This is a genomic window from Psychrobacillus sp. FSL H8-0484 (assembly GCF_038005325.1).
In the GTDB taxonomy this organism is placed as follows: domain Bacteria; phylum Bacillota; class Bacilli; order Bacillales_A; family Planococcaceae; genus Psychrobacillus.
Genome location: NZ_JBBOSZ010000001.1, coordinates 2,012,598 through 2,037,960 on the forward strand (window position 1 = coordinate 2,012,598; position 25,363 = coordinate 2,037,960).

At 36.0% G+C, this 25,363-nt stretch carries 20 protein-coding genes and 1 pseudogene; 16 read left to right on the top strand and 5 right to left on the bottom strand.

What is annotated here, in order from left to right:
• Positions 1–18 precede the first annotated feature (18 nt).
• From kdpF to kdpC, 4 genes are all read left to right on the top strand, one after another.
• A complete protein-coding gene (kdpF, locus tag MHH81_RS21325; protein ID WP_445678133.1) occupies positions 19–99 on the top strand; it encodes a K(+)-transporting ATPase subunit F in 81 nt (26 codons plus the stop codon).
• A gap of 141 nt (positions 100–240) precedes the next feature.
• Positions 241–1,935 (top strand): potassium-transporting ATPase subunit KdpA, encoded by a 1,695-nt coding sequence (kdpA, locus tag MHH81_RS09720; RefSeq protein WP_340920532.1) that lies wholly within the window; start codon positions 241–243, stop codon positions 1,933–1,935.
• Between the two features lie 15 nt (positions 1,936–1,950).
• Positions 1,951–4,017: a potassium-transporting ATPase subunit KdpB gene (kdpB, locus tag MHH81_RS09725; RefSeq protein WP_340920534.1), complete on the top strand. Its 2,067-nt coding sequence runs from the start codon at positions 1,951–1,953 to the stop codon at positions 4,015–4,017.
• 13 nt (positions 4,018–4,030) lie between these two features.
• Positions 4,031–4,669, top strand: a complete 639-nt coding sequence (kdpC, locus tag MHH81_RS09730; RefSeq protein ID WP_340920537.1) for a potassium-transporting ATPase subunit KdpC — start codon at positions 4,031–4,033, stop codon at positions 4,667–4,669.
• Positions 4,670–4,921: 252 nt separating this feature from the next.
• On the opposite strand, the gene MHH81_RS09735 is transcribed toward kdpC, so the two are convergent.
• Positions 4,922–5,365, bottom strand: a complete 444-nt coding sequence (locus MHH81_RS09735) for a carboxymuconolactone decarboxylase family protein (protein WP_340920539.1) — start codon at positions 5,363–5,365, stop codon at positions 4,922–4,924.
• A gap of 197 nt (positions 5,366–5,562) precedes the next feature.
• Entirely contained in the window at positions 5,563–5,988 is a 426-nt protein-coding gene (locus MHH81_RS09740; RefSeq protein ID WP_340920541.1) for a ferritin-like domain-containing protein, read from the bottom strand.
• Between the two features lie 939 nt (positions 5,989–6,927).
• On the opposite strand from MHH81_RS09740, the gene MHH81_RS09745 reads away from it, so the two are divergent.
• From MHH81_RS09745 to MHH81_RS09780, 8 genes are all read left to right on the top strand, one after another.
• Positions 6,928–7,116: a hypothetical protein gene (locus tag MHH81_RS09745; protein WP_340920544.1), complete on the top strand. Its 189-nt coding sequence runs from the start codon at positions 6,928–6,930 to the stop codon at positions 7,114–7,116.
• A gap of 793 nt (positions 7,117–7,909) precedes the next feature.
• On the top strand, positions 7,910–9,505 hold the full coding sequence (locus tag MHH81_RS09750) for a spore germination protein (RefSeq protein ID WP_340920548.1): 1,596 nt from the start codon (positions 7,910–7,912) through the stop codon (positions 9,503–9,505).
• A gap of 25 nt (positions 9,506–9,530) precedes the next feature.
• The gene (locus MHH81_RS09755; protein WP_340920551.1) at positions 9,531–10,721 is read left to right on the top strand and encodes a Ger(x)C family spore germination protein; all 1,191 of its coding nucleotides are present in this window, start codon (positions 9,531–9,533) and stop codon (positions 10,719–10,721) included.
• Between the two features lie 2 nt (positions 10,722–10,723).
• The gene (locus tag MHH81_RS09760; RefSeq protein ID WP_340920553.1) at positions 10,724–10,957 is read left to right on the top strand and encodes a hypothetical protein; all 234 of its coding nucleotides are present in this window, start codon (positions 10,724–10,726) and stop codon (positions 10,955–10,957) included.
• Positions 10,958–10,989: 32 nt separating this feature from the next.
• Complete coding sequence (locus tag MHH81_RS09765) at positions 10,990–12,096, top strand: GerAB/ArcD/ProY family transporter (RefSeq protein WP_340920554.1); 1,107 nt, start codon at positions 10,990–10,992, stop codon at positions 12,094–12,096.
• Positions 12,097–12,184: 88 nt separating this feature from the next.
• Positions 12,185–13,300 carry a GerAB/ArcD/ProY family transporter gene (locus MHH81_RS09770; protein WP_340920556.1) on the top strand — a complete coding sequence of 372 codons (1,116 nt, stop codon included), beginning with the start codon at positions 12,185–12,187 and terminating at the stop codon, positions 13,298–13,300.
• 690 nt (positions 13,301–13,990) lie between these two features.
• A complete protein-coding gene (locus MHH81_RS09775) occupies positions 13,991–14,854 on the top strand; it encodes an aminoglycoside phosphotransferase family protein (protein WP_340920558.1) in 864 nt (287 codons plus the stop codon).
• Between the two features lie 223 nt (positions 14,855–15,077).
• Positions 15,078–15,497 (top strand): GNAT family N-acetyltransferase, encoded by a 420-nt coding sequence (locus MHH81_RS09780; protein ID WP_340920560.1) that lies wholly within the window; start codon positions 15,078–15,080, stop codon positions 15,495–15,497.
• Positions 15,498–15,648: 151 nt separating this feature from the next.
• Here the strand turns inward: MHH81_RS09780 and MHH81_RS09785 are convergent, their stop codons facing one another.
• The 3 genes and pseudogenes from MHH81_RS09785 to MHH81_RS09795 all read right to left on the bottom strand — a co-directional run bounded on the left by MHH81_RS09785 (position 15,649) and on the right by MHH81_RS09795 (position 18,816).
• Positions 15,649–16,620 (bottom strand): DUF2268 domain-containing protein, encoded by a 972-nt coding sequence (locus tag MHH81_RS09785; RefSeq protein WP_340920562.1) that lies wholly within the window; start codon positions 16,618–16,620, stop codon positions 15,649–15,651.
• A 459-nt stretch (positions 16,621–17,079) separates the two neighbouring features.
• Positions 17,080–17,461: pseudogene (locus MHH81_RS09790) on the bottom strand (YmaF family protein).
• Positions 17,462–17,724: 263 nt separating this feature from the next.
• The gene (locus MHH81_RS09795; RefSeq protein ID WP_340920565.1) at positions 17,725–18,816 is read right to left on the bottom strand and encodes a CotH kinase family protein; all 1,092 of its coding nucleotides are present in this window, start codon (positions 18,814–18,816) and stop codon (positions 17,725–17,727) included.
• 236 nt (positions 18,817–19,052) lie between these two features.
• Here MHH81_RS09795 and MHH81_RS21330 point away from each other — a divergent pair, with 236 nt between their 5' ends.
• The 4 genes from MHH81_RS21330 to MHH81_RS09810 all read left to right on the top strand — a co-directional run bounded on the left by MHH81_RS21330 (position 19,053) and on the right by MHH81_RS09810 (position 25,038).
• Complete coding sequence (locus tag MHH81_RS21330; RefSeq protein WP_445678086.1) at positions 19,053–19,415, top strand: CotG/ExsB N-terminal domain-containing protein; 363 nt, start codon at positions 19,053–19,055, stop codon at positions 19,413–19,415.
• 1,045 nt (positions 19,416–20,460) lie between these two features.
• A complete protein-coding gene (locus MHH81_RS09800) occupies positions 20,461–20,787 on the top strand; it encodes an ArsR/SmtB family transcription factor (protein ID WP_340920567.1) in 327 nt (108 codons plus the stop codon).
• A complete protein-coding gene (locus MHH81_RS09805) occupies positions 20,784–21,200 on the top strand; it encodes an SRPBCC family protein (protein WP_340920569.1) in 417 nt (138 codons plus the stop codon). Before MHH81_RS09800 ends, MHH81_RS09805 begins: the two co-directional genes overlap by 4 nt.
• Before the next feature lie 667 nt (positions 21,201–21,867).
• A complete protein-coding gene (locus MHH81_RS09810; RefSeq protein ID WP_340920571.1) occupies positions 21,868–25,038 on the top strand; it encodes an ATP-binding cassette domain-containing protein in 3,171 nt (1,056 codons plus the stop codon).
• Positions 25,039–25,363: the final 325 nt, after the last annotated feature.

The following is a 25,363-nucleotide window of genomic DNA, read 5'->3' on the forward strand; positions in this document are numbered from 1 at the left end:
ATTAAGGGGGAAATAGTTATGTGGTTAGGATTGGGGATTATCATCGTATTGCTATTCGGCTATCTAGGTCATGCATTACTTTATCCAGAAAATTATTAACTTGATTCAGCAAATAATAACTGCTGATTCAAGTTAAGCCTCCGGCGGATGTCACAAATTTTGAATTGCGCAAGCGCAATTCAAAATTTGGACGCAATTACGCCGGGGCGTAATTGATAATACCTTTAGGAGGTAGGGAGTATGTGGCAAATTGCCATTGTTTTAGTTATTTATTTACCGCTTGTCATTTTAGCTGGTCATTATCTGTATCAGGTGACCATGCAGAAAAAGACTTGGCTCGATCCGGTGTTGAACCGAGTCGATAATGTCATCTACAAATTTAGTGGCATCAAGCAAGCTGATATGACCGGGAAACAATATGTACTGGCACTGATTCTTTCGAATGCCTTTATGGTATTCATAGGTTACGTCTTATTGCGGATTCAGTCAGCTTTATTTTTCAACCCAAATGGCATTGATAATATGGATGCGACGCTTTCTTTCAATACAATAATTTCTTTTATGACGAATACAAATCTTCAACATTATAGTGGTGAATCAGGATTAAGTTATTTGTCTCAGATGCTTGTCATCACGTTTATGATGTTTACGTCTGCGGCTACCGGTTATGCGGCATGCATGGCTTTCTGTAGACGATTAGTGGCAAAGACGGATACACTAGGCAATTTTTTTGTGGACTTTGTACGTGTGATTACACGTGTATTAATGCCAATTTCTATTGTTGTTGCAATGATTTTAGTATCTGAGGGTTCTCCACAAACCCTAAGTTCGAATAAAACCGTACAGACGATAGAGGGCAAAATGCAGGATATCGCCCTTGGACCTATAGCATCTCTAGAATCTATTAAGCATGTAGGTACAAATGGTGGAGGGTTTAACGGGGCCAACTCAACTACTCCGTTTGAAAATCCTACTGTTATTTCAAACATTGTAGAAATGCTTTCCATGATGCTGTTGCCGGGTGCTTGTGTTGTTGCATTTGGCTTAATGGTTGCCCACCGCCGTAAGAAAACGATAATTGGAAAACAAGGATTAGTTATTTTTTCAGCAATGAGTATTCTGTTTCTAATCGGATTGATTACTTGTTATGTGGCAGAGCGTGCAGGGAACCCGATTATTAGTGAACTTGGCATTACGCAAGATCTTGGCAGTATGGAAGGGAAGGAAATGCGATTTGGCGTCGCACAATCAGCATTGTTCACTACTGTGACAACTGCTTTTACAACAGGCTCAGTCAATAATATGCATGACACCTTAACGCCAATCGGTGGACTTGTACCGATGTTTAATATGATGTTAAACGTTGTGTTTGGAGGCAAGGGGGTCGGCCTAATGAACATGATGATGTATGTACTGCTGACTATTTTCATCGCCTGTCTAATGATTGGTCGAACTCCTCAGTTTTTAGGAAAGAAAATCGAGGAAAAAGAAATGAAGTTAATAGCACTCTGTATACTAATCCACCCTGCAATTATACTAGCGTTTTCAGCGCTTGCTGTGTCAGTAACCGCAGGGGTAGATGGAATCACAAATCCAGGTGCACATGGATTATCGCAAGTATTGTATGAATTTGCGTCTTCCTCAGCAAACAATGGCTCTGGTTTTGAAGGGTTAGCTGATAACTCGACATTTTGGAACGTAACGACTGGCCTGGCGATGTTCTTTGGTCGCTATTTATCTATTATTATTCAACTAGCTATTGCATCACTACTTGCTAAAAAATTATGGCATAGCGATTCAGTAGGGACATTGAAAACAGACAATGCAATGTTTACATTCCTGCTTGTCGCAATTGTACTGATGATTGGCGCTTTAACATTTTTACCTGCACTGGCACTCGGTCCAATTACAGAACATTTACAAATACGTTCTTGACGAGGAGAGACAATAATGGAAACTGCTTCAAAGAAAAGTTTTATAACGCGTGATATTATGAAGAGCTCTATTTTAGGGGCTTTCAAGAAATTCAATCCGGTATATATGATAAAAAATCCTGTTATGTTCGTAGTAGAGATTGGGTTTATATTCGTCCTAATGCTAACTATTTTTCCGACAATGTTGGATGCTGGAGCAGGTGAACATGATCGTATCTATAATGCCATAGTAGCTTTTGTCCTGTTTATCACTATCTTATTTGCTAACTTTGCTGAATCTATTGCAGAAGGACGAGGAAAAGCACAAGTACAGACATTAAAGAAAACAAAAACAGTGACGCAGGCGTGTGTACTACTTCCTGACGGATCTGAGGTCATGAAACAAGCACACGAGCTAACAAAAGGAGATATCGTCTTCGTGCAAGCCGGGGAAGTCATCCCAAACGACGGAGAAGTATTAGAAGGGATTGCAACAGTCGATGAGTCGGCTATCACTGGTGAATCAGCTCCTGTCGTGAAAGAACGTGGTGGGGACTTTTCATCTGTTACAGGTGGTACGACTGTGACAAGTGATTGGCTGAAAATCGAAATCACATCATTACCTGGCGAATCGTTCTTAGATAAAATGATTACCCTTATCGAAGGAGCAAGTCGTAAAAAAACACCAAATGAGATTGCACTAAACACACTATTAGTTAGTTTAACGATTATTTTCTTACTAGTTGTAGTGACACTTTATCCGATGACCACTTACTTAAATGTGCATATTCCGATAGCAACGCTAATTGCACTGACAGTCTGCTTAATACCAACTACTATTGGAGGTCTATTATCTGCAATCGGTATCGCGGGGATGGATCGTGTAACACAGTTCAATGTAATTGCTATGTCAGGAAGAGCTGTCGAGGCATGCGGTGACGTAGATACATTGATTTTGGATAAAACAGGAACAATCACTTATGGTAACCGTATGGCATCTGAATTTACAACTGTGAAAGGAGTAAATAAAAAAGAGCTGATACGAGCTGCATGGCTTAGTTCACTGACAGACGACACACCAGAGGGGAAATCTATTTTATCACTCGCTTACAAATTAAACGTGGATACTGCTGATGAAAAAATGATTATAAACACGAGCGATCACATTTCATTCTCAGCGCAAACACGCATGAGTGGGCTTGATATGCAAAACGGCACTAAAATCCGTAAAGGTGCTTACGATACGATTAAAAAGGAAAGTATTGCTGCTGGTCATCCTATTCCTAAAGATTTAGAGGAGCTAGTCCATCAAGTATCAATAGTAGGAGGAACACCTCTAGTTGTAACGGAAAACAATAAAATTTTAGGTGTCATTTATTTGAAAGATGTCGTGAAACCTGGTTTAAAGGAACGTTTTGAACAGCTTCGTGCAATGGGCATTAAAACAATTATGTGTACAGGTGATAACCCACTTACTGCCGCTTCCATCGCAAAAGAAGCAGGCGTGGATAGCTTTATCGCAGAAAGTAAGCCAGAAGATAAGATAAAGGTCATTAAAGATGAGCAGGCACTTGGTAAGATTGTGGCAATGACTGGCGATGGCACAAATGATGCACCAGCCCTTGCGCAGGCAAATGTTGGGTTGGCGATGAATTCTGGGACAAATGCAGCAAAAGAAGCAGCTAATATGGTAGATTTGGATTCAAACCCAACGAAAATAATTGAAGTTGTGGAAATAGGAAAACAATTGCTGATGACCCGTGGTGCTCTCACAACATTTAGTATTGCGAACGACGTGGCTAAATACTTTGCCATAATCCCAGCAATGTTGATGGTGGCAGTACCAGAAATGAAATCGTTAAATATCATGATGCTGAATTCACCAACAAGCGCTATCGTCTCTGCATTGATTTTTAATGCGATCATTATACCAATGCTAATTCCAATTGCTATGAGGGGAGTAAAATATAAGCCGATGAGTGCATCCAAATTATTAAGCAAGAACTTGCTAATTTATGGACTCGGCGGTATTATCGCTCCATTTATCGGTATTAAAATAATTGATTTAATTATTGGTCCAATTTTACACATGATAGGTCTATAGGAGGGAAAGCTTTATGAAGGGATTTTTTGAAAACTCTAAACAAGCACTGCTGGTCTCTTTAGTCATGTTTGTTTTATGTGGTTTAATATATCCATTTGCAGTCACAGGGGTTGCTCAGGCATTTTTTAAACACAAGGCAAATGGTAGTTTAATAGAGGTGGATGGTAAAGCTGTAGGATCAGAAAAATTAGGTCAGGCATTTACTGGACCTGAGTATTTCTGGGGCCGCGTATCTGCAGTAAATTACAACGTTTATACAAAAGAGGATACGGTACCAGATGAAAATGGTGAAACAGCCTATAGTGGTGTTAGCTCAGGTACTTTCAATTACGCTCCGTCTAATCCAGAACTACAAAAACGAATAGATACAGATATCGAGGCATTTCTGAAATCTAATCCAAAAGTGAAGCGAGAAGAGATTCCTGCTGACTTGATGACCGCCTCTGGATCCGGTCTAGATCCACATATTAGTGTGGATGCAGCGCTAATTCAAATGGAACGTGTTGCAAAAGCAAGTGGGCTTTCTATAGAGGAAGTAAAAGATGTTGTAAAAGCAAACACGGAGAGCCGTGTGTTAGGTGTAATGGGAGAAGATAAAGTCAACGTCCTAGCAACGAACTTGGATATATTTAAAAAAATGAAGGAAAGATGAATTGCAAAGTATAGAGTTTGTAAAACTTTTAAATTGGTATAACAGGAAGTGGTAGCAATAGAATAATTGAAATTCTTTGTTTAACAAGGAGGGGCATTCCTTAAATAACGAGTAATGTATTTCTCTTCTTCAACAAATGGGGCAGGTTAGTTGAAGAAGAGGAATGAAATCCTTTCTTTAATGTCGCATTTGACACAAACTGTGCAACAAAATAAATGAAAAAACGAACACCAAAGGATGTTCGTTAAGAAGTTAAATCTTTGTTGGTGTATTGCCCATTGCAATAGAGATTCTATTCCAACTGTTTATCTGATTAATAATAAGAACTAGATCAACATATTGTTTTTCATCATAATGTTCTCGGACACGCTTGTATAAGTCATCAGGAACTCTTTTAGTAGGGATTAGAGTAATATGCTCAGATAGTTCGAGAGCAACTTTCTCTTCAGGTGTATAAAAAGTACATTCATTCCAAGCATTTAAACAATAAATTCGTTGTTCGGTTTCACCCATCTTACGAGCATCGGATGTATGCATATCTATACAGAAGGCACAACCGTTAATTTGAGAGGCTCTAATTTTGATTAACTCTCTAGTAGTTCTATTAATGGTAGTCTGCTTAGTGTACTTCTCCATATCCATCATAATTTTCATACCATCAGGTGCAATATCATAGTAGGGAACTCTTTGACTCATAAAGCAAGACTCCTTTGATTTTAAGATACTAATATTATACCTTTATACGAAAATTAGCACTAATGTTTTGTTTGTATGACATTCAAAATCAAGAGGAACTTCAGTTGTAAAATTTTATTAGTTGAGTCGCAGTTCGACCAAAAAGCGAACAAAAGTTGACGCAAAAAAAAACGACCCGAAAGCCGGCTAAACTAAAATTAATGCTGATTCATGAAATACAAAAACCAAACGGCATGGTTCTGCTCGTCAGCAGAGGCCTGTGTAAATGCATTTCTTATAAGTTCATTATTGTATTTTCTAGCAATTTCATGATAAAAATCGACAGTTTCTTGTTCGTCGATAAATGCAGCTAATACTCCACTTTTATAATCTAGGGAGCATTGTTTAGTGATTTGAGGTGTTGGTTGATTTCCGGTTAGTGAAATATAAATCTGAGAAATGTTTTGATAGTGTCTAATTTCATCATTTCGGATTTCGAGTATTCTGCTTTTAATCTCAGGGTTCCGAGCTTGGTTAGCTAATATTTCATAGCAATAGATAGCTTGATATTCTCCGTTGATAGCTTTCGATAGATCGTTGATGATTTCTCTATTAGAAGAATGCTGCATGGAGTTCTGATTCATTTTTTCACCTCCACTGATAGAGTATTCAAGCATGTAAGCAAGGGAATCTTGTCCGATGTTAGTAAAAAATTGACACAATACGACCATAAGGAGGTTCTAAGATGGGCAAGACCATTTCGTTTGAAGTTACAAAAATCATTTATTGGGACAATTAGGGAAGACTTGTAGTGGCTTTCTCCCAAGGCCAAATATGTGAAGGTACACTACATGAAGACGGAACAGTTACTTCAGAAAGTCCGTACTATGAAGATGTTTCTGACTTTGTTGATTTAGATAGTATTAAATTTTTATTATTTTATAGTTCGAACATATTGCATAACAAAAGAACAGAACCTAGACTGACGTATTGTCAACAGTGCTTCCCAGACTGCTTTCGGTTCTGTGTAAATGCATTATAAACAATTGAATTGCGTTTTATACAGCATAATTCGACTATAAGGCGGTATTGTAAGAAATTAATAGCAGTTGAAAAGTAGGTCAATCAGAAAGACACACGACTTCAGTTAAACGTTGGATTTCACTCAGAATCTGTTTTTTTATTTGTAAGTCTTCACATATAAAATAGTCGTCAATTAATCGATTGAGTTCTTGATAAACAAGAGTCATAGGTAATACCTCCTTTATTAATAGTTCTTTTTACTTCAATTATTATATAAGGTTTTAGGGATATTGGTATGGTGTTTTATAAATGTTTGGAAAGTTGTCACATTCCGGCCATAAAGTGCAATAGAAGAGAAGTTGCTTGTTCAAATACCGGGGGCAGTTTAGTTGAATAAGTACTTAAGCAATTTTATTCATCAAAAGTGATCCAGACATTAAATTGTCGTGGAAACAAAATTTTAATATTAATTCTAAAAAAAGGTATTATTGAATCTTTTTGGGATTGAAAAACGTATTATAATGTATTGCCGTTCTTGAAGGGAAAAGGGAGGGAACTGAGTGCATTGGGGGATGTGGATTTTTTGGGGTTCCATTGCGGCTCTACTTATAGGTACTTATCTTGTGGATTTTTTGACTGGACGGAAATATAATTTCAAAGAACAGGAAAAGACTTTCAACCAGAATTCGGCGGAAGCAGATGCTCTACGAGAAGTTGGACGGCATGACCATCAAAGTGGACCGTTTTAAATGAACGAACGGATATGGTACTTTAACTAACGGAGGCGGTTGTTAAGATGATTGAGTTGCTTAGTCATCTCTTTTTTCTTATTGAACTAAAGAGGCAGGTTAGTTGAAAAAGATAGGGCTTCGTTTTTGAAAAAGGGAAATAAACTTACTACATCTTTAATCTTTGATTCTGCAATTACACCAATAATTAAACAGCATTATTTCTACACCGTCCACGTCTGTGGACGGTGTATTGCGTTTTTACGGCTTCAGAATTAAACAACTATATTGGAACATAACAGCGTTGGCATATTCGAACGGTGTTATGTATGTTTATAAGAGCAAAAAAGAACAACTTTATTGTTGGTGATTAATAATTGAAGAAAAAAACCTGACTTGAGGTAAATGTATAGCAATCTCTGCAAAATACTTTTAGTTAAGACTTATAGAAATACTTTAAATTATTCAAATTTGCATCTCAACACGGCTCAGGATTGAATGTTGCGGTTTTGAGAAGATAAATAATTCTATGTACTCAAATTTATGTCCCCAATTTACTAAACTTTGTATCCTCGTACAACTCTTTGCTCCCTTATATTAATATACCAGTGTTTGATTTTCAAATATCGACTATGGGGTCTATATTGTACGTATAAAAAAACTGAAGTAGTTAATACTTAATATTATAGATAGCCATATTTAACCAACAGAGGCGGTAATAGTAAGTGATTTTTCCTATCTAATATATATATGAAAATAGAAAAGACTTTTTAGTACCATAAAAAGTTAATACAGGAAAAGAGAGAGGGAGACTATGTGGTTTTTAAAGAATGAAAATATAAAAGATAACTCTACCCCTTCACCGAATCAAGAGGTGGATACCAAACAAAAAGAAGCCTTAAAAACTAGTCTTCAACAAAACATACAAACTCTAAAAGATACCCTTGGAAAAAGTTCGGATATTATCATTCGTGAAATTCGAATTGGAAATGAAGGAAACATTAAAGCCGGTATTATATATACAGATGGATTAACCGATACACCCTCATTACAAAACTTTATTTTGGAAACGCTCATGCTAGATATCAAGGGGATTGAATTATTGGAAAAAACTTCTCCTGAGCAAAATCTTATTAGCGTATTAAAAGATGTTGCCTTGACAGTAGGAGAAATTAAAGAAATAACTAATCTTGACGTTCTTTTTAACAGCCTTTTGTCGGGGGATACCATTATTTTAATCGATGGATATGCCCAAGGTTTAAGCATTTCCAATAGGCATTGGGCCGAGCGTGCGGTAACTGAACCATCGGCCCAGACGGTAGTTAGAGGACCACGCGAAGGATTCACTGAGAATTTCCGTGTAAATACGGCCTTAATTCGTCGGAAAATTAAAGATCCGAACCTTTGGATGGAGTCAAAAATTATTGGAACACGCACGAAAACGAACATTGCCATAGTCTATATCAATGGTATTGCAAATGACAAAATCGTGAAAGAAGTCCGTTTACGTTTGGATCGAATAAACATTGATGGAATTCTCGAAAGCGGTAATATAGAGGAATTAATTCAGGATTCACCATATTCACCTTTTTCTACTGTTTATAATACGGAACGTCCTGATGTAGTAGCTGCAGCTCTACTCGAGGGACGCATCGCTATTTTGATTGATGGAACACCATTTGTGTTAATTGTTCCAGCATTATTCGTTCAATTTTTCCAGTCTGCTGAAGACTATTATGTGCGTACGGTTATTGGGAGTCTTATTCGACTCCTTCGGTTTGTAGCATTCGCAATTGCTTTGCTTGCACCTGCATTATTTATTGCGATCACAACTTTTCATCATTCCATGATACCGCCTGCACTCCTCATTAGTCTGGCAGCTCAGCGAGAAGGTGTCCCATTTCCGGCATTTGTTGAAGCGCTCATAATGGAAATCACCTTTGAAATTTTGCGCGAAGCAGGTGTAAGAATGCCACGCTCGATCGGTTCAGCTATGTCTATTGTAGGGGCATTTGTTATTGGAACAGCAGCGGTTGAAGCAGGCATAATCTCAGCTATGATGGTAATCGTCGTTTCAATAACAGCTATATCTAGTTTTGTTTCGCCATCATACGACATAGCGATTTCTGTAAGGATATTGCGCTTTGCTTTTATGGTGTTAGCTGCTTCGTTTGGTTTATTTGGAATTACGATAGGTTTAATTGCTCTTATTCTGCATTTATGCAGTTTGCGTTCTTTTGGCGTACCTTATATGTCTCCGATAGCTCCATTTAATGTTTCTGATCAAAAGGATACGTTTATTGTTTTGCCTCTATGGAAATTGATTACTCGGCCTCGCCTACTCAATCAACAAAATAAGGTTAGGCAACAAGATTCAGCCGCTGCAAAACCAGCACCACCAACAAAATAATAAGGAGTATGAAGGGGTTAAAACGATGAAAAAGTGCATGTTTGTTCTCCTAATTCTCAGCCTCTTTCTCACGGGGTGTTGGGACCGGCGGGAATTAAATGAACTCGCCATTACCCTGGCAATAGGAATCGATAAAGTTGAAGATGAATACCAGGTAACAGCTCAAGTGGTTGTACCCTCGGAAGTATCCATGAAAGGAAATATGGGGGGGACAACGGTCGCCCTCTATACGGCGAGTGGGGAAACGGTTTATGAAGCCATTCGGAAAATGACAAAGGACACGCCTCGAAAAGTATATCCTGGACATCTTCGAATGCTTGTGATTGGAGAGGAATTAGCTCAAGAAGGGATAAGTGAATCTTTAGAGTTTGTGGCAAGGGATTGGGAATTTCGATCGGATTTCTATGTTGTTGTTGCTAAGGATATAGCCGCTGCAGAAGTACTGAATGTCACTACAGATATAGAAAGCATACCAGCCAATAAAATGTTTAACAGTCTCAAAATGTCAGAAAAAGCTTGGGCGGGTACGACCGGCGTTACTTTAGATGAGCTGATAGCAGATCTTACAAGTGAAGGAAAGGGAGCCGTATTAACAGGGATTGAAGTTACAGGAGACCCAAAAATAGGATCAAGCAAACAGAATGTGGAAACGATTGCTCCCACTACTCGAATTAAATATAATAATTTAGCTGTGTTTAAAGAAGATAAACTAGTGGGCTGGTTAACTGAAAAGGAAAGTAAAGGTTATAGTGATATCACCAACTCAGTAAAAACAACAGTATCATCAATATCTTGTCCTAAAGAGGGAAAAGCAACTATAGAGGTCATTAAATTGAATACTGATGTTAAAGGTAATATAAACAAAGGAAAGCCCGAAGTGGATATCAATATTAAAGGAGAAGGGAATGTAGGGGCGGTAGAATGTAAAATTAATCTTACCGAAGTAGGAACAATGGATGAGCTAGAGAAAATTTACGAAAAAGAAGTGAAAGAAATCATTAATGAGACCCTTAACTCTTTACAAAAACAATATAAAACAGACATTTTTGGATTTGGTGAAGCCATTCATCGATCCAATCCGAAAGAGTGGAATAAGATTAAAGAAAATTGGGATGAGGAATTTTCTAACTTAACAGTGAATGTGAAAGTTGACATGAAACTTCGTCGTACGGGTACTTTAACTAGTCCCTTTTTAGAAGAGGAAAGGACTAAATAATCATGCTGAAAAGTATAGGAATACTTTTAATTGCAGCTGCCATTTTGTTGATTGAAGTTCAACCTCTCTTGGAAAAAAAGCATAAAAAAGAGTTGAAAGTTTTTTTAATCCTCCTTGCCATTGGGGTAGGGTTAAGTATTGCACAAGCAGTAGGAAAACCTATTCTGAATCCAATGGATTCAATAACTTTTGTGTTTAAACCGCTTAATGATGTTATTGCTCTTTTATTGAAGTAAAAGAACCTTATAAGGGAACGGGATGAGAAGAAATGATGCAAAACGTTAAAATAAATTCGTACCAATTTCTAATATTAGTTATTTTTTTTACGATTGGTACGAGCATGTTAACTGTACCATCAGTATTAGCAACCGACTCGAAGCAAGACGCTTGGATTTCCGCTATATTTGGTATGGGAATCGGGTTATTGATTATATGGCTGTTCATCACCATAGCTCTTTGGTTCCCACACCTCACCTTTACCCAAATCATTGAAAAAGTATTTGGAAAATGGGTAGGTAAAGCCTTTTCTGTTTTTTTTGTACTTACGTCTTTTCTTTTTTCTTCAGAACTTTTATATTATTTTGGGTCATTCCTAAACATTCATGCGCTGCCAAATACTCCAACGGTAGTTCTTAATATTCTTATGGCTGGGATAGTGGTGATGGGAGTCCGTCTTGGATTGGAAACCATCGCGCGCACTGCAGAAATCTTAATTGTCGTCTTCTTCTTTCTTTTTCTCATTTTAGTGGTATTTATTTCACCTGAAATCAATTTTGAAAACATACAGCCTGTATATGAGATGGGTACAAAAAAGATCGTTCAAGCATCCTTATTTTATGTCGTAGTATCTCCAGTTGATGCCGTTGTTTTATTAATGATTTTTCCTTCCTTTATAAACAAAATGAAAAATGTTAAAAAGTCTTTTTTAATTGGAAACTTAATAGGCGGCATCATCATCATCGTCATTACATTTTTGTGTGTTTCTGTGTTAGGTGCTGCGGATACTACAAGACAGGTGTATCCTAGTTATGAATTGGCTAAAAAAATAAATATTGGGGATTTTGTACAACGTATTGAGGCGTTAATGTCAACACTTTGGATTATTTCGCTCTACTTTAAGACGATTCTTTATTTTTACGCTGCCGTTTTAGGGATGGCACAAATTCTAAATTTGAAAGATTATCGCCCTTTAACATTACCGTTAGGCATGATTGCTGTTACCCTCTCCCTCGTGATTTATCCTAACGTCATCTACCAACAAAAGTTTGACAGTACTACGGGTAATTCCTTATCATTATCAATCGGACTTTTTTTACCACTTTTGCTGGTAGTCGTATATGCCATCCGAAAAAAACAATTGAAAAAAGAAGCGTGAGCCCATGGAACGTAATATGCAAAGTCCGTGCATTGGACTGGTCTCTGGCGTTTTAGTGATGTAGAGGGGAAGGAAGGTATGATATGAAATGATGCAAAATGTTAAAATAAATTCGTACCAATTTCTAGTTTTAGTTATTTTTTTTACAATTGGTACGAGCATCTTAATTGTCCCATCAGGTATAGCTGCCGAAGCGAAACAAGACGCTTGGATTGCAACTATATTTGGTACGGGAATCGGGTTATTGGTCATCTGGCTATTCACCAAGATAGCTCTTTGGTTTCCTCATCTCACCTATATCCAAATCAATGAAAAACTATTTGGAAAATGGCTAGGTAAAGCCGTTTCTCTTTTATTTGTATTCATGTCTTTTCTCTTTACTGCAATTCTTTTGTTTTATTCTGGGTCATTCCTTATCACTCATATGATGCCAAATACTCCATTGGTAGCCCTTAATATTCTTATGATGGGGATTGTTTTGATGGGAGTCCGACTTGGATTAGAGACAATCGCTCGTTCTGCAGAAATCTTAATTGTCGTATTCTTCGTCCTTTTTCTTGTTTTAGTTGTGTTTATTTCACCTGAAATCAAATTTGAAAACATACAGCCTGTATTTGAGGCAGGAACAAAAATGATCGTTCAATCATCTTTACTTTTTGTCGTTGTATCTTCTGTCAATGCTGTTATTTTATTAATGATTTTTCCAGCCTTTATTAATAAAACAAAACAAGCTAAAAAGTCCTTTTTAATTGGAAACTTAATCGGCGGAATCGTCATCATCGTCATTACATTTTTGAGTGTTACTGTATTAGGTGCTGCGGATACTATAAGAGAGGTGTATCCTAGTTATGAATTGGCTAAAAGAATAAATGTCGGGGATTTTGTACAGCGTATTGAGGCATTAATGGCTGCACTTTGGTTTATCTCCCTTTATATTAAGACGACCCTTTTTTTTTACGCTTCCGTTTTAGGAATGGCACAAATTTTAAATTTGAAAGATTATCGCCCCTTAACCTACCCGTTAGGGATGATTGTTGTTGTACTTTCTCTGGTGATTTTTCCAAACGTCATCTACCAAAAAAAATGGGTATCGACAACAAATATATCCATTTCATTATCGATTGGACTTTTTTTACCTCTTTTACTGGTAGTCGTATATGCCATCCGAAAAAAACAATTAATAAAAGTCCCTGAAAGTTCTTAAGTGTAAGATTGATTCAATTTATCAGTAAATAGGAGCCTTTGAAGACTAGAAGGATATAAATTATCATCTAGCCCGTGAAGATAAAGTTGTTTTTATGGAGCTAGATTTGTTCAAACATCTTCGAAACGCGAATATCACTAAAAAGATGGGCCACAGCAGTGCTTATCCATTTCAACTTGTGTTCTGTCTGGTTTTTCAACATAGGAATTGGTTCCGATTATCCGCTTCCAAAAAAGGGGAAGATGTTTCAGCCCAAGATGCTGTTTATCATTTTCTGTTGGGCCAGTTTTGTTAGTTACTGGTGGTGAGTATTGGTATTAAGAAGAAGGAAAACCAACTCGGTTACTCAAAGCGGTAATGTGGTGAATATTCCGCCGAATGTGAAACATTGACATGGTGCTACAAAAGAGAGTTGGTTGTACACTTTGCAATGATGCCAGGTCAAACGGATTGGTTAGAGCCTGTTGATGATGAATGGTAAAATAAATTATTATTTCTATAGAAAAAAGCCGATTTTCCAAATGTGGAATTCGGCTTTTTTTTCAATAACTTTGTAAAGTTTTGTACGTAACTAAAGGGGCAGGTTAGTTTAACAAGAAATGCTATAATTTGTATATTGGCAAAAAGTAAGAGTATTTCGATAGTCGATTAGTTAAACCAAGGGCAACATTAAAAAGGGAGGTAAGTTTGATGTTAAATCGAGTCATTGAACAATTTAGATTGCGGGTACTATCTATTAATGAGGTTGAAGATTCCCATAGTTCAACAGTCTATAAATGTAATTTGCTTAATGGTGAAAATATTTTTTTAAAAATCCCTTATACAAAATTGAAGTGGCAGCGGGAGTTAGAAGCCTATGAAATTTTAAAAGGAAGTGTTCCCATTCCTGAAATGTTGGATTATTGGTCTGGTGATGAGAAATGTCCTGGAGCTTTTTTATTATCTGAATTAAAAGGAAAACCTTTAACATCTGAGGCTTCACCAACTGTAGCGTTTCAAGTTGGGGTCCTTCATGCCTCGATGCATACAATTCAGCCGCCTGTAGAGCAAGTGTTAACTGGCATACAAAATGAATTTCCGAACTGGTCTAATTTTGTCGAACAACAATTTTATAGTTTTGCTAAGGATGTAAGAGACGTTTTGGATGAACGTTTATACAATCAAGCTATTGAAAAATATGAAAACATGAAACAACTGCTCCCTTTCCCAGATGGACCAAGCTTTATACATATGGATTTTCGTCCAGCAAATATAATTGTTGATGGTAATAAAGTTTCAGGCATGATAGATTTTGAAAGCGTACGATTTGGTTCATCAGAAATCGATTTTACCAAATTGTATCGTGATTTTTTACGCTTCGATTCTACCTTGTATCAGGCCTATCAAGAAGGCTATAACAGTATCAGACCATTAATTGATTTAGAAGTTGTATTGCCTTTTTATCGATTTACAGATGCCTTCAATAGTATCGGATGGTGTAAACGTCGTGGAATTGAAAGAAATGCATTATTTCTTGAAGAAAATTTAGCAAGTTTAAAAAAACTGTTACTATAAAATGGGGACGATTATGAACTATTCGCCTTTCGAAATTAAACGATTTTATTATCTCCACTCTGATATATGCAATTTTATATGTTAGATTGTGAAGGAATGTACTTAAACTAACGGAGGCTTTACTTCAAGAAGGGGTAAAGCTTTATTATTGAAATAACGAAGCAGGTTAGTTGAAAAAGGAAATGTTTTAATAAAATCAAATTTCAATAAGGGGAACTTTAATATGGAATCTTTGATTAAATCTCAATTAAACGATGTAGATGAAATAGTGAATATTGATAGAGTAGTAACTGGTAGTGATAGCAGACGAAAATACATAAAAAAAGCTATTGAGGAAGAAAGGTGTATAGTTGTTAAAAATGAGTTCTCAATTGTAGGATTTTTAATTTTTGATACTCACTTTTTTGATTGTAGCTTTATATCCTTGATAATAGTTAAACCGACTGCAAGACGAAAAGGATATGCAACATCCCTTATGGATTATTTTATAAGCATATCGCCAACTAAGAAAATATTCTCTTCAACCAATCAATCAAATAAAGGTATGCAAGAGGTATTTAAAGCAAATGGATTTATTCAAAGTGGATTTGTTGAAAATTTAGACGAGGGAGATCCAGAGATAATTTACTTTAAATCAACATAAGTAATTCTGAGTTCTTCAACTAATTTGATGATTTAGTAGAACGGGGCTGTCAGTAGCCAGCCTTTATTGTTCTTCAACTACAATGGAAGAACGTAATTTTCTTTCATATTCTGTAGGGAAGCTGTGCTTCATGGTGGGTAATATAGCTTTTTCACTTCAATAAATTATTATATTCACTATTTTGAAGGAGGTCTTTGGAAGAAAGACTTGTCCATTTTGAAATTGAAGTATCTGGATTATTCTCTATATAACTTTGAGTAATTTCATAGCCGATTTTGTAATCCGACCATAATGGTATTCCTTTTGCTGAATTCCCATGGAAGAAATCTTTATATATTTTACCGGAAGTCGAATCTGCATTTTTCCTTAGCTCCTCTAAAACGATTTCTGTAGATTCCTCTGATAACGGTTCAGTCCAAGGAGCACTTATTTCAGGATAGACAAAATGGGCAAAGGAATCTGCTTTTCCTTCAAAAAGAATCATGTCTAAAACAGTATATAAAGCCATCTCACCATTTGCTAAAATATTTATTGCATGGTGATATTCATGTGTAACAAGATATTTTAACATATCTTCACTAAAGGAAGTGTCTATCTGGATGAATATGTCCTTATCGTTATATGTTACTCCACTTACTCCCTCCATTTTATTAATGGCAAAGTTATCTTCAGGTCTTAGAGGCATAATATATATGTTTTTATCTCCACCTGGTAGATGTTCTGCTGACTTTATAAGTGCTTCTTGTATTAACTCATTTATTTGCTCTTGTTTTTGAAGGAGCTTAATCGTATTTTTTTCAAACTGTTCCACCTCGGTAGATGATGTAAAAGGATATCCTAAAGTTAAATCTAAAGAGGATTTTTCCTTAAGAGGTTTTAACACTTTTTCCACATATGCCGATGGGTTACTTTCGGATGGGTTCTTTTTAACATAGTCAGTGTACTCAAGTACTTCCTCATAAAATGGGATTATTTTAAAATTCTTTCCTTCATATGAAAAACTAACTTCTTTTTGGGAAGGTAGTTTATTCCCTTCCTCTTCCTCTCTATCTTGCACTTTGTCATTAGAACAACTTGCAAGTAGTACTGAAACAAAGATTACCAAGCCAACTATTCTCTTCATTTTATTACTCCTCTCGAAGAACCTCTTTTATATCCACATAATTTAAATTATTGAATCTAATAATGGTTGAATTAATATAAATACGATATGAATGAAGATAAGTTTCAACTATTGGAAAAAATTCACTAAAGGTTAATGAAGTAAAGAAAACAAGTTGAATTAAATTTTCTTATTCAACTAACGGAGGTTTTAGTTAAACAGGACCATCATTTCGATGGCCTATTTTTACGTCCAAAACATCAAGTAGATCCATTGTGAAATGTAATTACCATGGAATAACGTAATTTTCTTCCATATTCTGTGTTGCAGCAGGGTTTCGTGGGGGGCTAACGGGCAGGTTAGTTAAAAAAGAAAATATAAAAAAAGCCAAATTATATAAATCCGGCTTTAAAATGATAAAAGGAAATAGATGGTTAGAGAGGATCTTTTAGTTATAAATTATGAGTTAAGAAACAAACCTTATAAACTAGTATTCCCGCTATAATTGTGTCTATGAGGATTCATTCCGTTTACTGTAGTAACCCCACTAAACTCATGATAATGACCGCCGTTAGGAAGGGGAATAGCTGGACCAATAACTCCACGAATTTCATGTTGATGTTGATCGTCCACAGATGTAAAGGTAAAGTATTGATGGGTGTGTTGGACTTCACTTGGAGCTGGTACAGTAGTTCCAGCGTACATGTGATTATGTCCCGCTTCAAAAGAAGTTACGCCTCTAAATCCATGGGACATGGGGAGGGACAGGTCTGCCATCCCATGAAGTGATAAAAAGTTGATGGGAATGCTGAGGACCCGAATCGTCAGAATGATACATGAATCCAGAAACAGGTATTTCCAAATGTAAAACTCCTTTTGCCAATTTCAATAGTTTATGTAATCGAGTAGATAAATAAGGTTACAAATTGTATTAAAAATGAGAGTAGTACAATGTCCTATTAGGAGATGATCACAAGTTCGGTGGCGTTGATTCAAGAAGGATTGCCGCTTTTTTGTTGAAGAAGGAAATGCTTTATAAAAGTTGAATACTTTTTTAAAAATAATAGGAGGAGCAAAAACCCCCTAACCAATCGGATAGAGGGGGTTGTAGGATGATGCAACAACTTAATCTAATGTATCTAATTTCTCTCTTATATATTTCGACCGTGCTTCAATAAAATTAAATATATACGCCGGTTCCTGATCAAATAAATGGATATCGTCTTTTTTATAAGGGTCTTTTTGAATATAAGGCCTTATTACTTCATGCATATTTTGTATTATTGGCTTCAAAAAACCTACATTAAATTGGTTGTTTAAAATAACTTCTAGCAAATTTTTGTATTGACGTCGAAATGTTTTCACGTCGAGAATCCTTGCGGTTAGCGTATTAAATCCTTCGATTCGTAAATAGTCTTCCTCCATCACTTTCCCATTTACATCCCTTCCCCATGTTGCATCGTAATCCCACGGGATAATTTCGAATAGCCTCGTTTCGCTATTCTGGTATAGTGCGTAATTATGAACAAAACCATCAAAATTTTGGGTGAAAACAACGCCAGCCAACCAACGGAGATACTGATCAACATTGAGGTATTTCAAAATTTCATTTTCAAATTCTGCTTTTGAAATGGTATTAATTTCAATAATCATATTTTGTAAATGAAATTCATCAGATTCTGTCCCATATTTTAGTTCATAGCCAACCTTAAGTGATTTCTTAACTTCTTTATCAAGATCACTCATTAACGAAAAGTTAGCATCGCCATCAACCGCATAGAATATTGGTCCTTGCGGGAGTCGTCGATTCGTAAGGAAATGCTCATCCACGGATTCTAATTCCAAATAAAGCCCCTCATTTTTCCCATTCAATTTCATATATACAAATTGGGACTTTGGCGATAAACACCCTATTTCATTGAAAAAATCGAGCGATAATTTATTTCTTAAAAGAGAAGGATCTTTATATTCTGCGTTGATATGAATTTCTTTGGCATTCCTATACTTACTTGGCTTATAAAATGAAATGTGATACGACTTCTTTCGAAAATCTCGTATATGGGAGCCACGATAGGCGATATCAATATCATACTTTCTTTTGTTAATCGTTAGCTTGGCAGAGATAGGATCGTCACACCATATATCTTTCCGAAGTTCACTTAAATCTAAAGGATGAATAAAAAGCTGATATTCAGGTATTTTTAGGCCGTTATCCACGCGAATTCTCTCCCTTCATTTTTAAATTATTCGTATGAAAAAAATGTAAGATGCCACAAAAAGATACAGAATTATTTTATACTTTCGAAAACTATGCGATTGTCTCTTACATTTTAAGTACAATCTCATATATTGCGATAAGAGAAAGAAAAGTGAAACAGCACGAGTTGATTTATTTTGAAAAAGGAATAATCATCTACCTTCTTTCTTTAATAATGATGAAAGGAGGTTTGAACATGTCACTTATACAGAATGCAGTATATCGGGCTAACAACACAGGGTTAGGTCACTTCATGCACCAGGATCCTTTTAGTAACGAACGATGCACGAGCAGGAGACGTCGAACTTCGCGAAACCAACGACGCACGAGTAATAGACGTCGAACTTCGCGAAACCAACGACGCACAAGCAATATACGTCGAACTTCGCGAAACCAACGACGCACGAGCAGAGTACGTCGAACTTCGCGAAACCAACGACGCACGAGCAGGGTACGTCGAACTTCGCGAAACCAACGACGTACGAGCAGTAGACGTCGAACTTCACGAAACAAACGACGCACAAGAAGGAACTCCTTTTGGAATGACTTATTATTTTAAAAAACTAAGAGGCGATTTTTCGCCATCTGAAGAGTATGTCACTTAATGTTCTTCAATGGACTATTGCATGCGTCAGTATTATAAAGTTAACTAGTTCTTACTAGTTAACTTTTTTTCGTGTTATTCCTATCGAAATCGAAGGTTGAAAGAAAAATGAAAGGTAAGCTGGGGTGGGTTCTGTCTTATCTATTCTTGTATGTATATTGTTCTAGATGGATTGTTATTGTTGTGTATTACACATAATCTATCAGAGATGTTTAATTCACTGTAGCCGATACACTTTTCCCGTTCAAAACGGAAATTCAAAAAAGATTGCACTTTAACGGGCAGGGACCGTCAGGGGAACCTCCTATTTATCTAGGAAAACCGAAAACATTTGCCATCCTCCATTAAAACGCATTGGACTTTCCATTTTTTAACTCCTTTTTCAGGATATAATATAGGCTATGTATAATTAATGAAAAGGCTTAGACTAAAACCCATATTCGAGATTTTTGCGTGGAATGATTTTGGATTGTTCCGTAAATCACCACTTATACAGCCACTCACAATTGGCAGCTGGAACCAATTATTCATTACCTTAATGGTTTGATATGTAAACTAAACGTGTATAAAAAATGTATGCGATTTTGGTATGAACTGAAACATTCGGATGGCCTCTATATCACCATAGTTCATCGACCTTCTTCGCCAGCCGTAAAAACAGTTTGGGATTGCTTAGGAAATTCTTTTTTCTTTTTAAAATACCATGGAAGAACGTAATTATCTTGCATTTTCTGTAGTGAAGCAGGACTACATAGGTGGCTAACGGGGCAGGATAGTTAAATAACTAATAAAATTAAGGACACTGGGAAACAAATTCTTCCATGTAAGAAGGTGTCTTTTTGTATTGGTCCAAATTAATATAAGAGGATATTAAAATAAAGATATGATGACAAATGAATAGAATGGTTGCCTTATGAATAAAGTAAATTTTGACAGGACACCAATTAGTGTCATATAATAATAACACCAATTGGTGTCCAATTTAAAAGGGGGGGTGATTTTGAACGATAAAAATCAAGAGCGTGATGTTTATGTAGCCATCGCTGACCCAACAAGACGTAAATTGCTACGTTTGTTGGCAGATGCAGAAGAGTTACCTCTTCACGAATTAACCGTTCAATTTCAAATGGGGCGTACCGCAGTTTCTAAACATTTGGCTATCCTTAAAGAAGCTGGTCTAGTTGCTGACCGTAAAGTTGGTAGAGAATCAAGGTATCGACTAAATGCCTCTCCGTTGAAAGAAATTCAAGATTGGGTATCTTTTTACGAAGGATTCTGGAAAGAAAGAATTGGTAAATTAAATCTTTTATTGGAGGAAAAAAAATGAAATCAGATGTATCGTTAGATTTTCAATTTACAAGTTCAATCGAGCAGGTGTGGGACGCATTAACAGATTCGGATACTCTTGCAAAATGGATATGGAAAAATGACTTTAAACCAATCGTCGGACATAAATTTCAATTCCGAGCTGAGCCAAATGAATGGTGGAATGGAATTGTAGATAGTGAAGTATTAGTAGTGGAAGAGCCTAATAAACTTTCTTATACTTGGGTAAGTGCCGGAGAAAGCACTACTGTTACATGGACTTTGAAAGAAGGTTCAGATGGAACAATCCATCTACATTTCGATCAAACTGGATTTAGTGAAGAAACAAGAGCACGTGAGGGAGCTATTGAGGGAGCTAAATATGCTTGGATGAAAATGGGTGAACAGCTCGAAAAAGTTTTAGCAGAACTGTAAAAACGATTGCTTCTTCCTCTATGATGCCTGCTATTCAGGACCAACCTTTTGAGTGGATACCTGAAAATATCGATCAAATAGAAATTACTATTTATTAATATTAATTGTTTTATACAAATAAATCATTTTTTAACAATAGGTTGCATTTCTGGAGCAAGAATTGTGCTCTTTCTTTATGATAATGGCGCATTTCTGAAGCTAGAAATGCAACTTCTTATTTCTCACCTTATGGGATTACAGAATTTGAAAAAAACGAGCAGTTATCTGGTATATAAGTGCAGCCAGTATTCTTTAAACGATATCTGCAATCGGGTGCTTTTTCGGAACACGGAAAGCGCCATTTTTAATGGAATAAGAATTGAGTTAAATAACAATTTTTGTAAAAAAAATCTAGCAAACGTGGCAGGATGGTTGTAGAAACTTTAATAATATAACTGAGAGTTAAGTAAATACTTTGTGTGGTTTCGCCTGAAAAAAGGAACACTAATTGCTGGATTTGAGCCATGAAATTGTTTCTTCTAAACGGTATAAGTGAATATTTAACAAGAAATTTAGAAATCTTCGTCTACAATTTGTATGAGTTTGTCGATTAGAAAAATACAACAAATTCATTTGAAGATTTACTAACATGGCAATACTAAATTTAGAGAACGGAGATGGTATCACTATGAAAATAAATCAATTAATTGCTAACAATATTAACAAATTAGATGTAGCACTCCCAGTAGATAAATCGTTAGGAATTGCTGGTTTGTCTGGTTCTGGTAAAACCACTTTTTGTCAAACGATTGGAGAAGAATCCAAGAAGCGTCTCGTTTCTTTATTGCCAAAAGCTGAATATCAATATTTATTTCCTAATATTATGGAAACAAATTTCAGTGCAATTAAGATGGAAGAAATGCCTTTAGTACTTTTTCTCGGAAAATCATCCATTTCTTCGAATCCACGTTCAACGATTGGCACCCATACAGGCGTTTTTAAAGAGATTCGCGTGCGACTTGCGGAAGAATTTAATCTTTCTCCAGAAGTTTTTTCATTTAATAATGAATTAGGTTGGTGTCCTGCGTGTAAAGGACGCGGCACTACAAAAAATATCGAATGTAAAAAATGTGAGGGCAAGCGTTATAATCCAGAAATTGAGCAATATAAGATAGAATTATTGAATCAACCACATAGTGTTTCCGATATTAACAACTTAAGTATTGAAACGATTCTTTCCCTTAGAGAAGAATTACATATTAGTGAAGCAAAACAACATATTCTTCAAAATATACTCAATATGAATATTGGTTACTTAACATTAAATCGTATTATGGGCACGTTGTCAGGTGGTGAAATAACACGACTTTACTTGGCTGAATTTATGGCAACAAGTGAAAATACTGTTATTATAATTGATGAAATTTCAGTAGGTCTAGACCATCAAACGCTATTGAAAATTTTAGAAGAGATTAAACAATTGGGTTACAAGAATCAGATTTGGCTCATTGATCATTCTGACACAGTGCTTAACACATCGGAAGAGCAATTATTCTTTGGACCTGGTAGTGGGAAATACGGTGGGAAAATTGTAGATGAATCCCCACGTCCACAACCAATCACTTCGGAAAGAAATCAAGAAATGCCAACAGAATACTATCAATTTCAAGATCTTTACTGCCGCAATATTCAAATGAAAGAAATTCAGATTCCTAAAAATAGAATTGTCACTTTTACGGGGGAATCAGGATGTGGGAAGTCTACACTTGTTAATGAATGTATTGCCAAAGATTTTCAGAAGCGCTATGCAAAAGATAAACTCGTAATAGTTGGTCAAGATCGAAACCAATCGATTACTAGTCGGTCTACAGTTGCGACGTTCCTTGATATTAAAAAGAAACTCACAAAATATAGTGAAGATATTGATGATATTTTTCTGCGTTCGATTGAAGATATTATTGATGAACTACCAAATGAAGATATTGCTCATAAACGTTTGAGCTTATTAATCAAACTTGGACTTGGTTATTTGACGTTGGAAAGAAAAACACAGTCTTTATCTACTGGTGAATTTCAATGTGTTCATTTAGTTTCTGAGCTGTTTGCTAACTCAAGAAACCCACATACACTCTTTATTTTTGACGAGCCTTCCAAAGGTTTATCACAAAATATTTTAAATCAATTCATTGATAGTGTAAGGGTCATTCTGCAAGATGAATCTGTCTCTATTATGATGATTGAGCATAATGCTTATATGATAGACAACTCTGATTTTATCGTTGATTTTGGGAACAGGCAGATTGCACCTGTCGAGCGTCTTGATGTTGTCAGTCATGATGATTATTATCGCGTGCAAAACGGTCCAGAACAGGTTGCACCATTGCAAATTTCTTCTACACTAAATCAATCAAATGGCATTAACTACTTAACAGAAAATCATATTTCCTATTTTAAAAATGCAGAAAACGTCTATAAGGGTGGTATTTTAAAAAGCTTATCCTCCATGGCTCGTTTGATTTATGGTGAATACGAAGCAGACATAATTGCACCCGTTATCGCGATAGACTTGGAACGTCACTTGTATAGCCAATATAGTTTTCTTTATGAACTTGGCGGCGTGATCAACCATATTGTAGCAGACCATCCGACCAATAAAGATACGAGAAGCTTCGATTTCTATCATCAAGACAATCATTGCCCATGTTGTTCGGGCCGTCGAATGATTGAAAAATTTGATTTTGATGTTGTTCTTCAGGATAAAACCGTGCCATTTTGGGATGGCCAATTGCATGCAGATGTAATGGAAGTTTTAAAATTTTATCAGTTTTCAAAATTAGAATTCCTCTTTGAAGAGATTAAAAATGAGCTCGGTCAGGATATAAGCAAAAGTTTTAATGATATGACAGAAGCAGAAAAGCATACCTTTTTATACGGGTATTGGGAAAAGTCATTTTATGATAAAGAAGGTAAGACAAGGAGGACTTGGGAAGGCTTTAATTTAATCATCGGCCGCTATATATTTGTATCGAAATCGATTATTAAAGAGCAGATAAAAGAAACCAAAGATATGATTACATGTCCAGTCTGCCAAGGAACCGTACTAAACCATCATAAAAAGCTGAAATTTGGCGATTCAGATATTCGTGAGATTATTAACCAACCACTCGATCAAGTAATAAAAACAGTTGGTAACTTACAGCAACTAGAAAAATTAAAAGACATTGTCGGCGGTGATATGACTTTAAGTGAAGACGTGTCCCTATTACCGAGAGAAACACAAGTCGCTCTGAAAATGTTTGAATTGGAGCAGGCTAGCTTTGCTCACTATGAAATGGTTTTACAAAATGTGTTGCCATTCTGGAGAATTATTAGCAACAATATCGAATCTATCGGCATTAACAATCGGATTACTATCTGTGATTTTGACAATATCACAGAAACGAGAGAAACGATCATTGATAAGTACTTCACTAATGGAAAATACAAAAAGCTGACGTATGTCTATGAAGCGTTAGGTTACAAAAAGATAGTCACGCTAATTAATAAGATTAGAAAAAGTCATCCATGTCCATTCTGTAACGGAAAGAAAGCCATTACAGAAGAAAATCTCCATGATGGCGTATTTAAACTAACGATACCTTGTGTGACGTGTAATGAAACTGGTGTTAATAATGAAGGACTTAAGGAAATGGTCGAAGGCATAGATGTGGAAACATGGCTAACTGGGACAGTCAGTGATGTTATAACTGAAAGATTAAATATTGAGGCTGTTGCGGATATTCCAATTTTCAATCGTATTCGTGAGTTAAATAAACGAGATATGATGGCTGTTTATCAATGCCTTGAGCAAAATAATTAAATTAGTATTATTAATACAAGTCATTTTAAACAAAGCTATCTGTCAGCTAGTGATAGAAAACTCATTTGCAATAATAAATTGCAAATGAGTTTTTATGCTAGTCTGGAGAGGAGCTTGTTCGTTTAAAAGAATATAAAAAAGTGGCTAATCTAGATGGACAAAAGAACGGAGAAAATCTACTTATTATCTAGGCATGCCAATCAAAGCGTTAATAGAAGGATAGAAAACCTAAATATATATAAGTATTATTCAACAATCGTGCGCTTTAATGATGTAACTAAAGCCTAATTTCTCAGTTAAATCACCGAGAAACTAGGCTTTTTAT

What these genes read in the sequence shown, in the direction of transcription:
- kdpC (WP_340920537.1), top strand. Translation starts at nt 4,031, where the DNA reads ATGAAGGGATTTTTTGAAAACTCTAAACAAGCACTGCTGGTCTCTTTA.
- MHH81_RS09785 (WP_340920562.1), bottom strand. Translation starts at nt 16,620, where the DNA reads ATGAAGAGAATAGTTGGCTTGGTAATCTTTGTTTCAGTACTACTTGCA.
- kdpB (WP_340920534.1), top strand. Translation starts at nt 1,951, where the DNA reads ATGGAAACTGCTTCAAAGAAAAGTTTTATAACGCGTGATATTATGAAG.
- MHH81_RS09755 (WP_340920551.1), top strand. Translation starts at nt 9,531, where the DNA reads ATGAAAAAGTGCATGTTTGTTCTCCTAATTCTCAGCCTCTTTCTCACG.
- MHH81_RS21330 (WP_445678086.1), top strand. Translation starts at nt 19,053, where the DNA reads ATGTCACTTATACAGAATGCAGTATATCGGGCTAACAACACAGGGTTA.
- MHH81_RS09765 (WP_340920554.1), top strand. Translation starts at nt 10,990, where the DNA reads ATGATGCAAAACGTTAAAATAAATTCGTACCAATTTCTAATATTAGTT.
- MHH81_RS09805 (WP_340920569.1), top strand. Translation starts at nt 20,784, where the DNA reads ATGAAATCAGATGTATCGTTAGATTTTCAATTTACAAGTTCAATCGAG.
- MHH81_RS09775 (WP_340920558.1), top strand. Translation starts at nt 13,991, where the DNA reads ATGTTAAATCGAGTCATTGAACAATTTAGATTGCGGGTACTATCTATT.
- MHH81_RS09750 (WP_340920548.1), top strand. Translation starts at nt 7,910, where the DNA reads ATGTGGTTTTTAAAGAATGAAAATATAAAAGATAACTCTACCCCTTCA.
- MHH81_RS09740 (WP_340920541.1), bottom strand. Translation starts at nt 5,988, where the DNA reads ATGAATCAGAACTCCATGCAGCATTCTTCTAATAGAGAAATCATCAAC.
- MHH81_RS09810 (WP_340920571.1), top strand. Translation starts at nt 21,868, where the DNA reads ATGAAAATAAATCAATTAATTGCTAACAATATTAACAAATTAGATGTA.
- MHH81_RS09770 (WP_340920556.1), top strand. Translation starts at nt 12,185, where the DNA reads ATGATGCAAAATGTTAAAATAAATTCGTACCAATTTCTAGTTTTAGTT.
- kdpF (WP_445678133.1), top strand. Translation starts at nt 19, where the DNA reads ATGTGGTTAGGATTGGGGATTATCATCGTATTGCTATTCGGCTATCTA.
- kdpA (WP_340920532.1), top strand. Translation starts at nt 241, where the DNA reads ATGTGGCAAATTGCCATTGTTTTAGTTATTTATTTACCGCTTGTCATT.
- MHH81_RS09780 (WP_340920560.1), top strand. Translation starts at nt 15,078, where the DNA reads ATGGAATCTTTGATTAAATCTCAATTAAACGATGTAGATGAAATAGTG.
- MHH81_RS09760 (WP_340920553.1), top strand. Translation starts at nt 10,724, where the DNA reads ATGCTGAAAAGTATAGGAATACTTTTAATTGCAGCTGCCATTTTGTTG.
- MHH81_RS09735 (WP_340920539.1), bottom strand. Translation starts at nt 5,365, where the DNA reads ATGAGTCAAAGAGTTCCCTACTATGATATTGCACCTGATGGTATGAAA.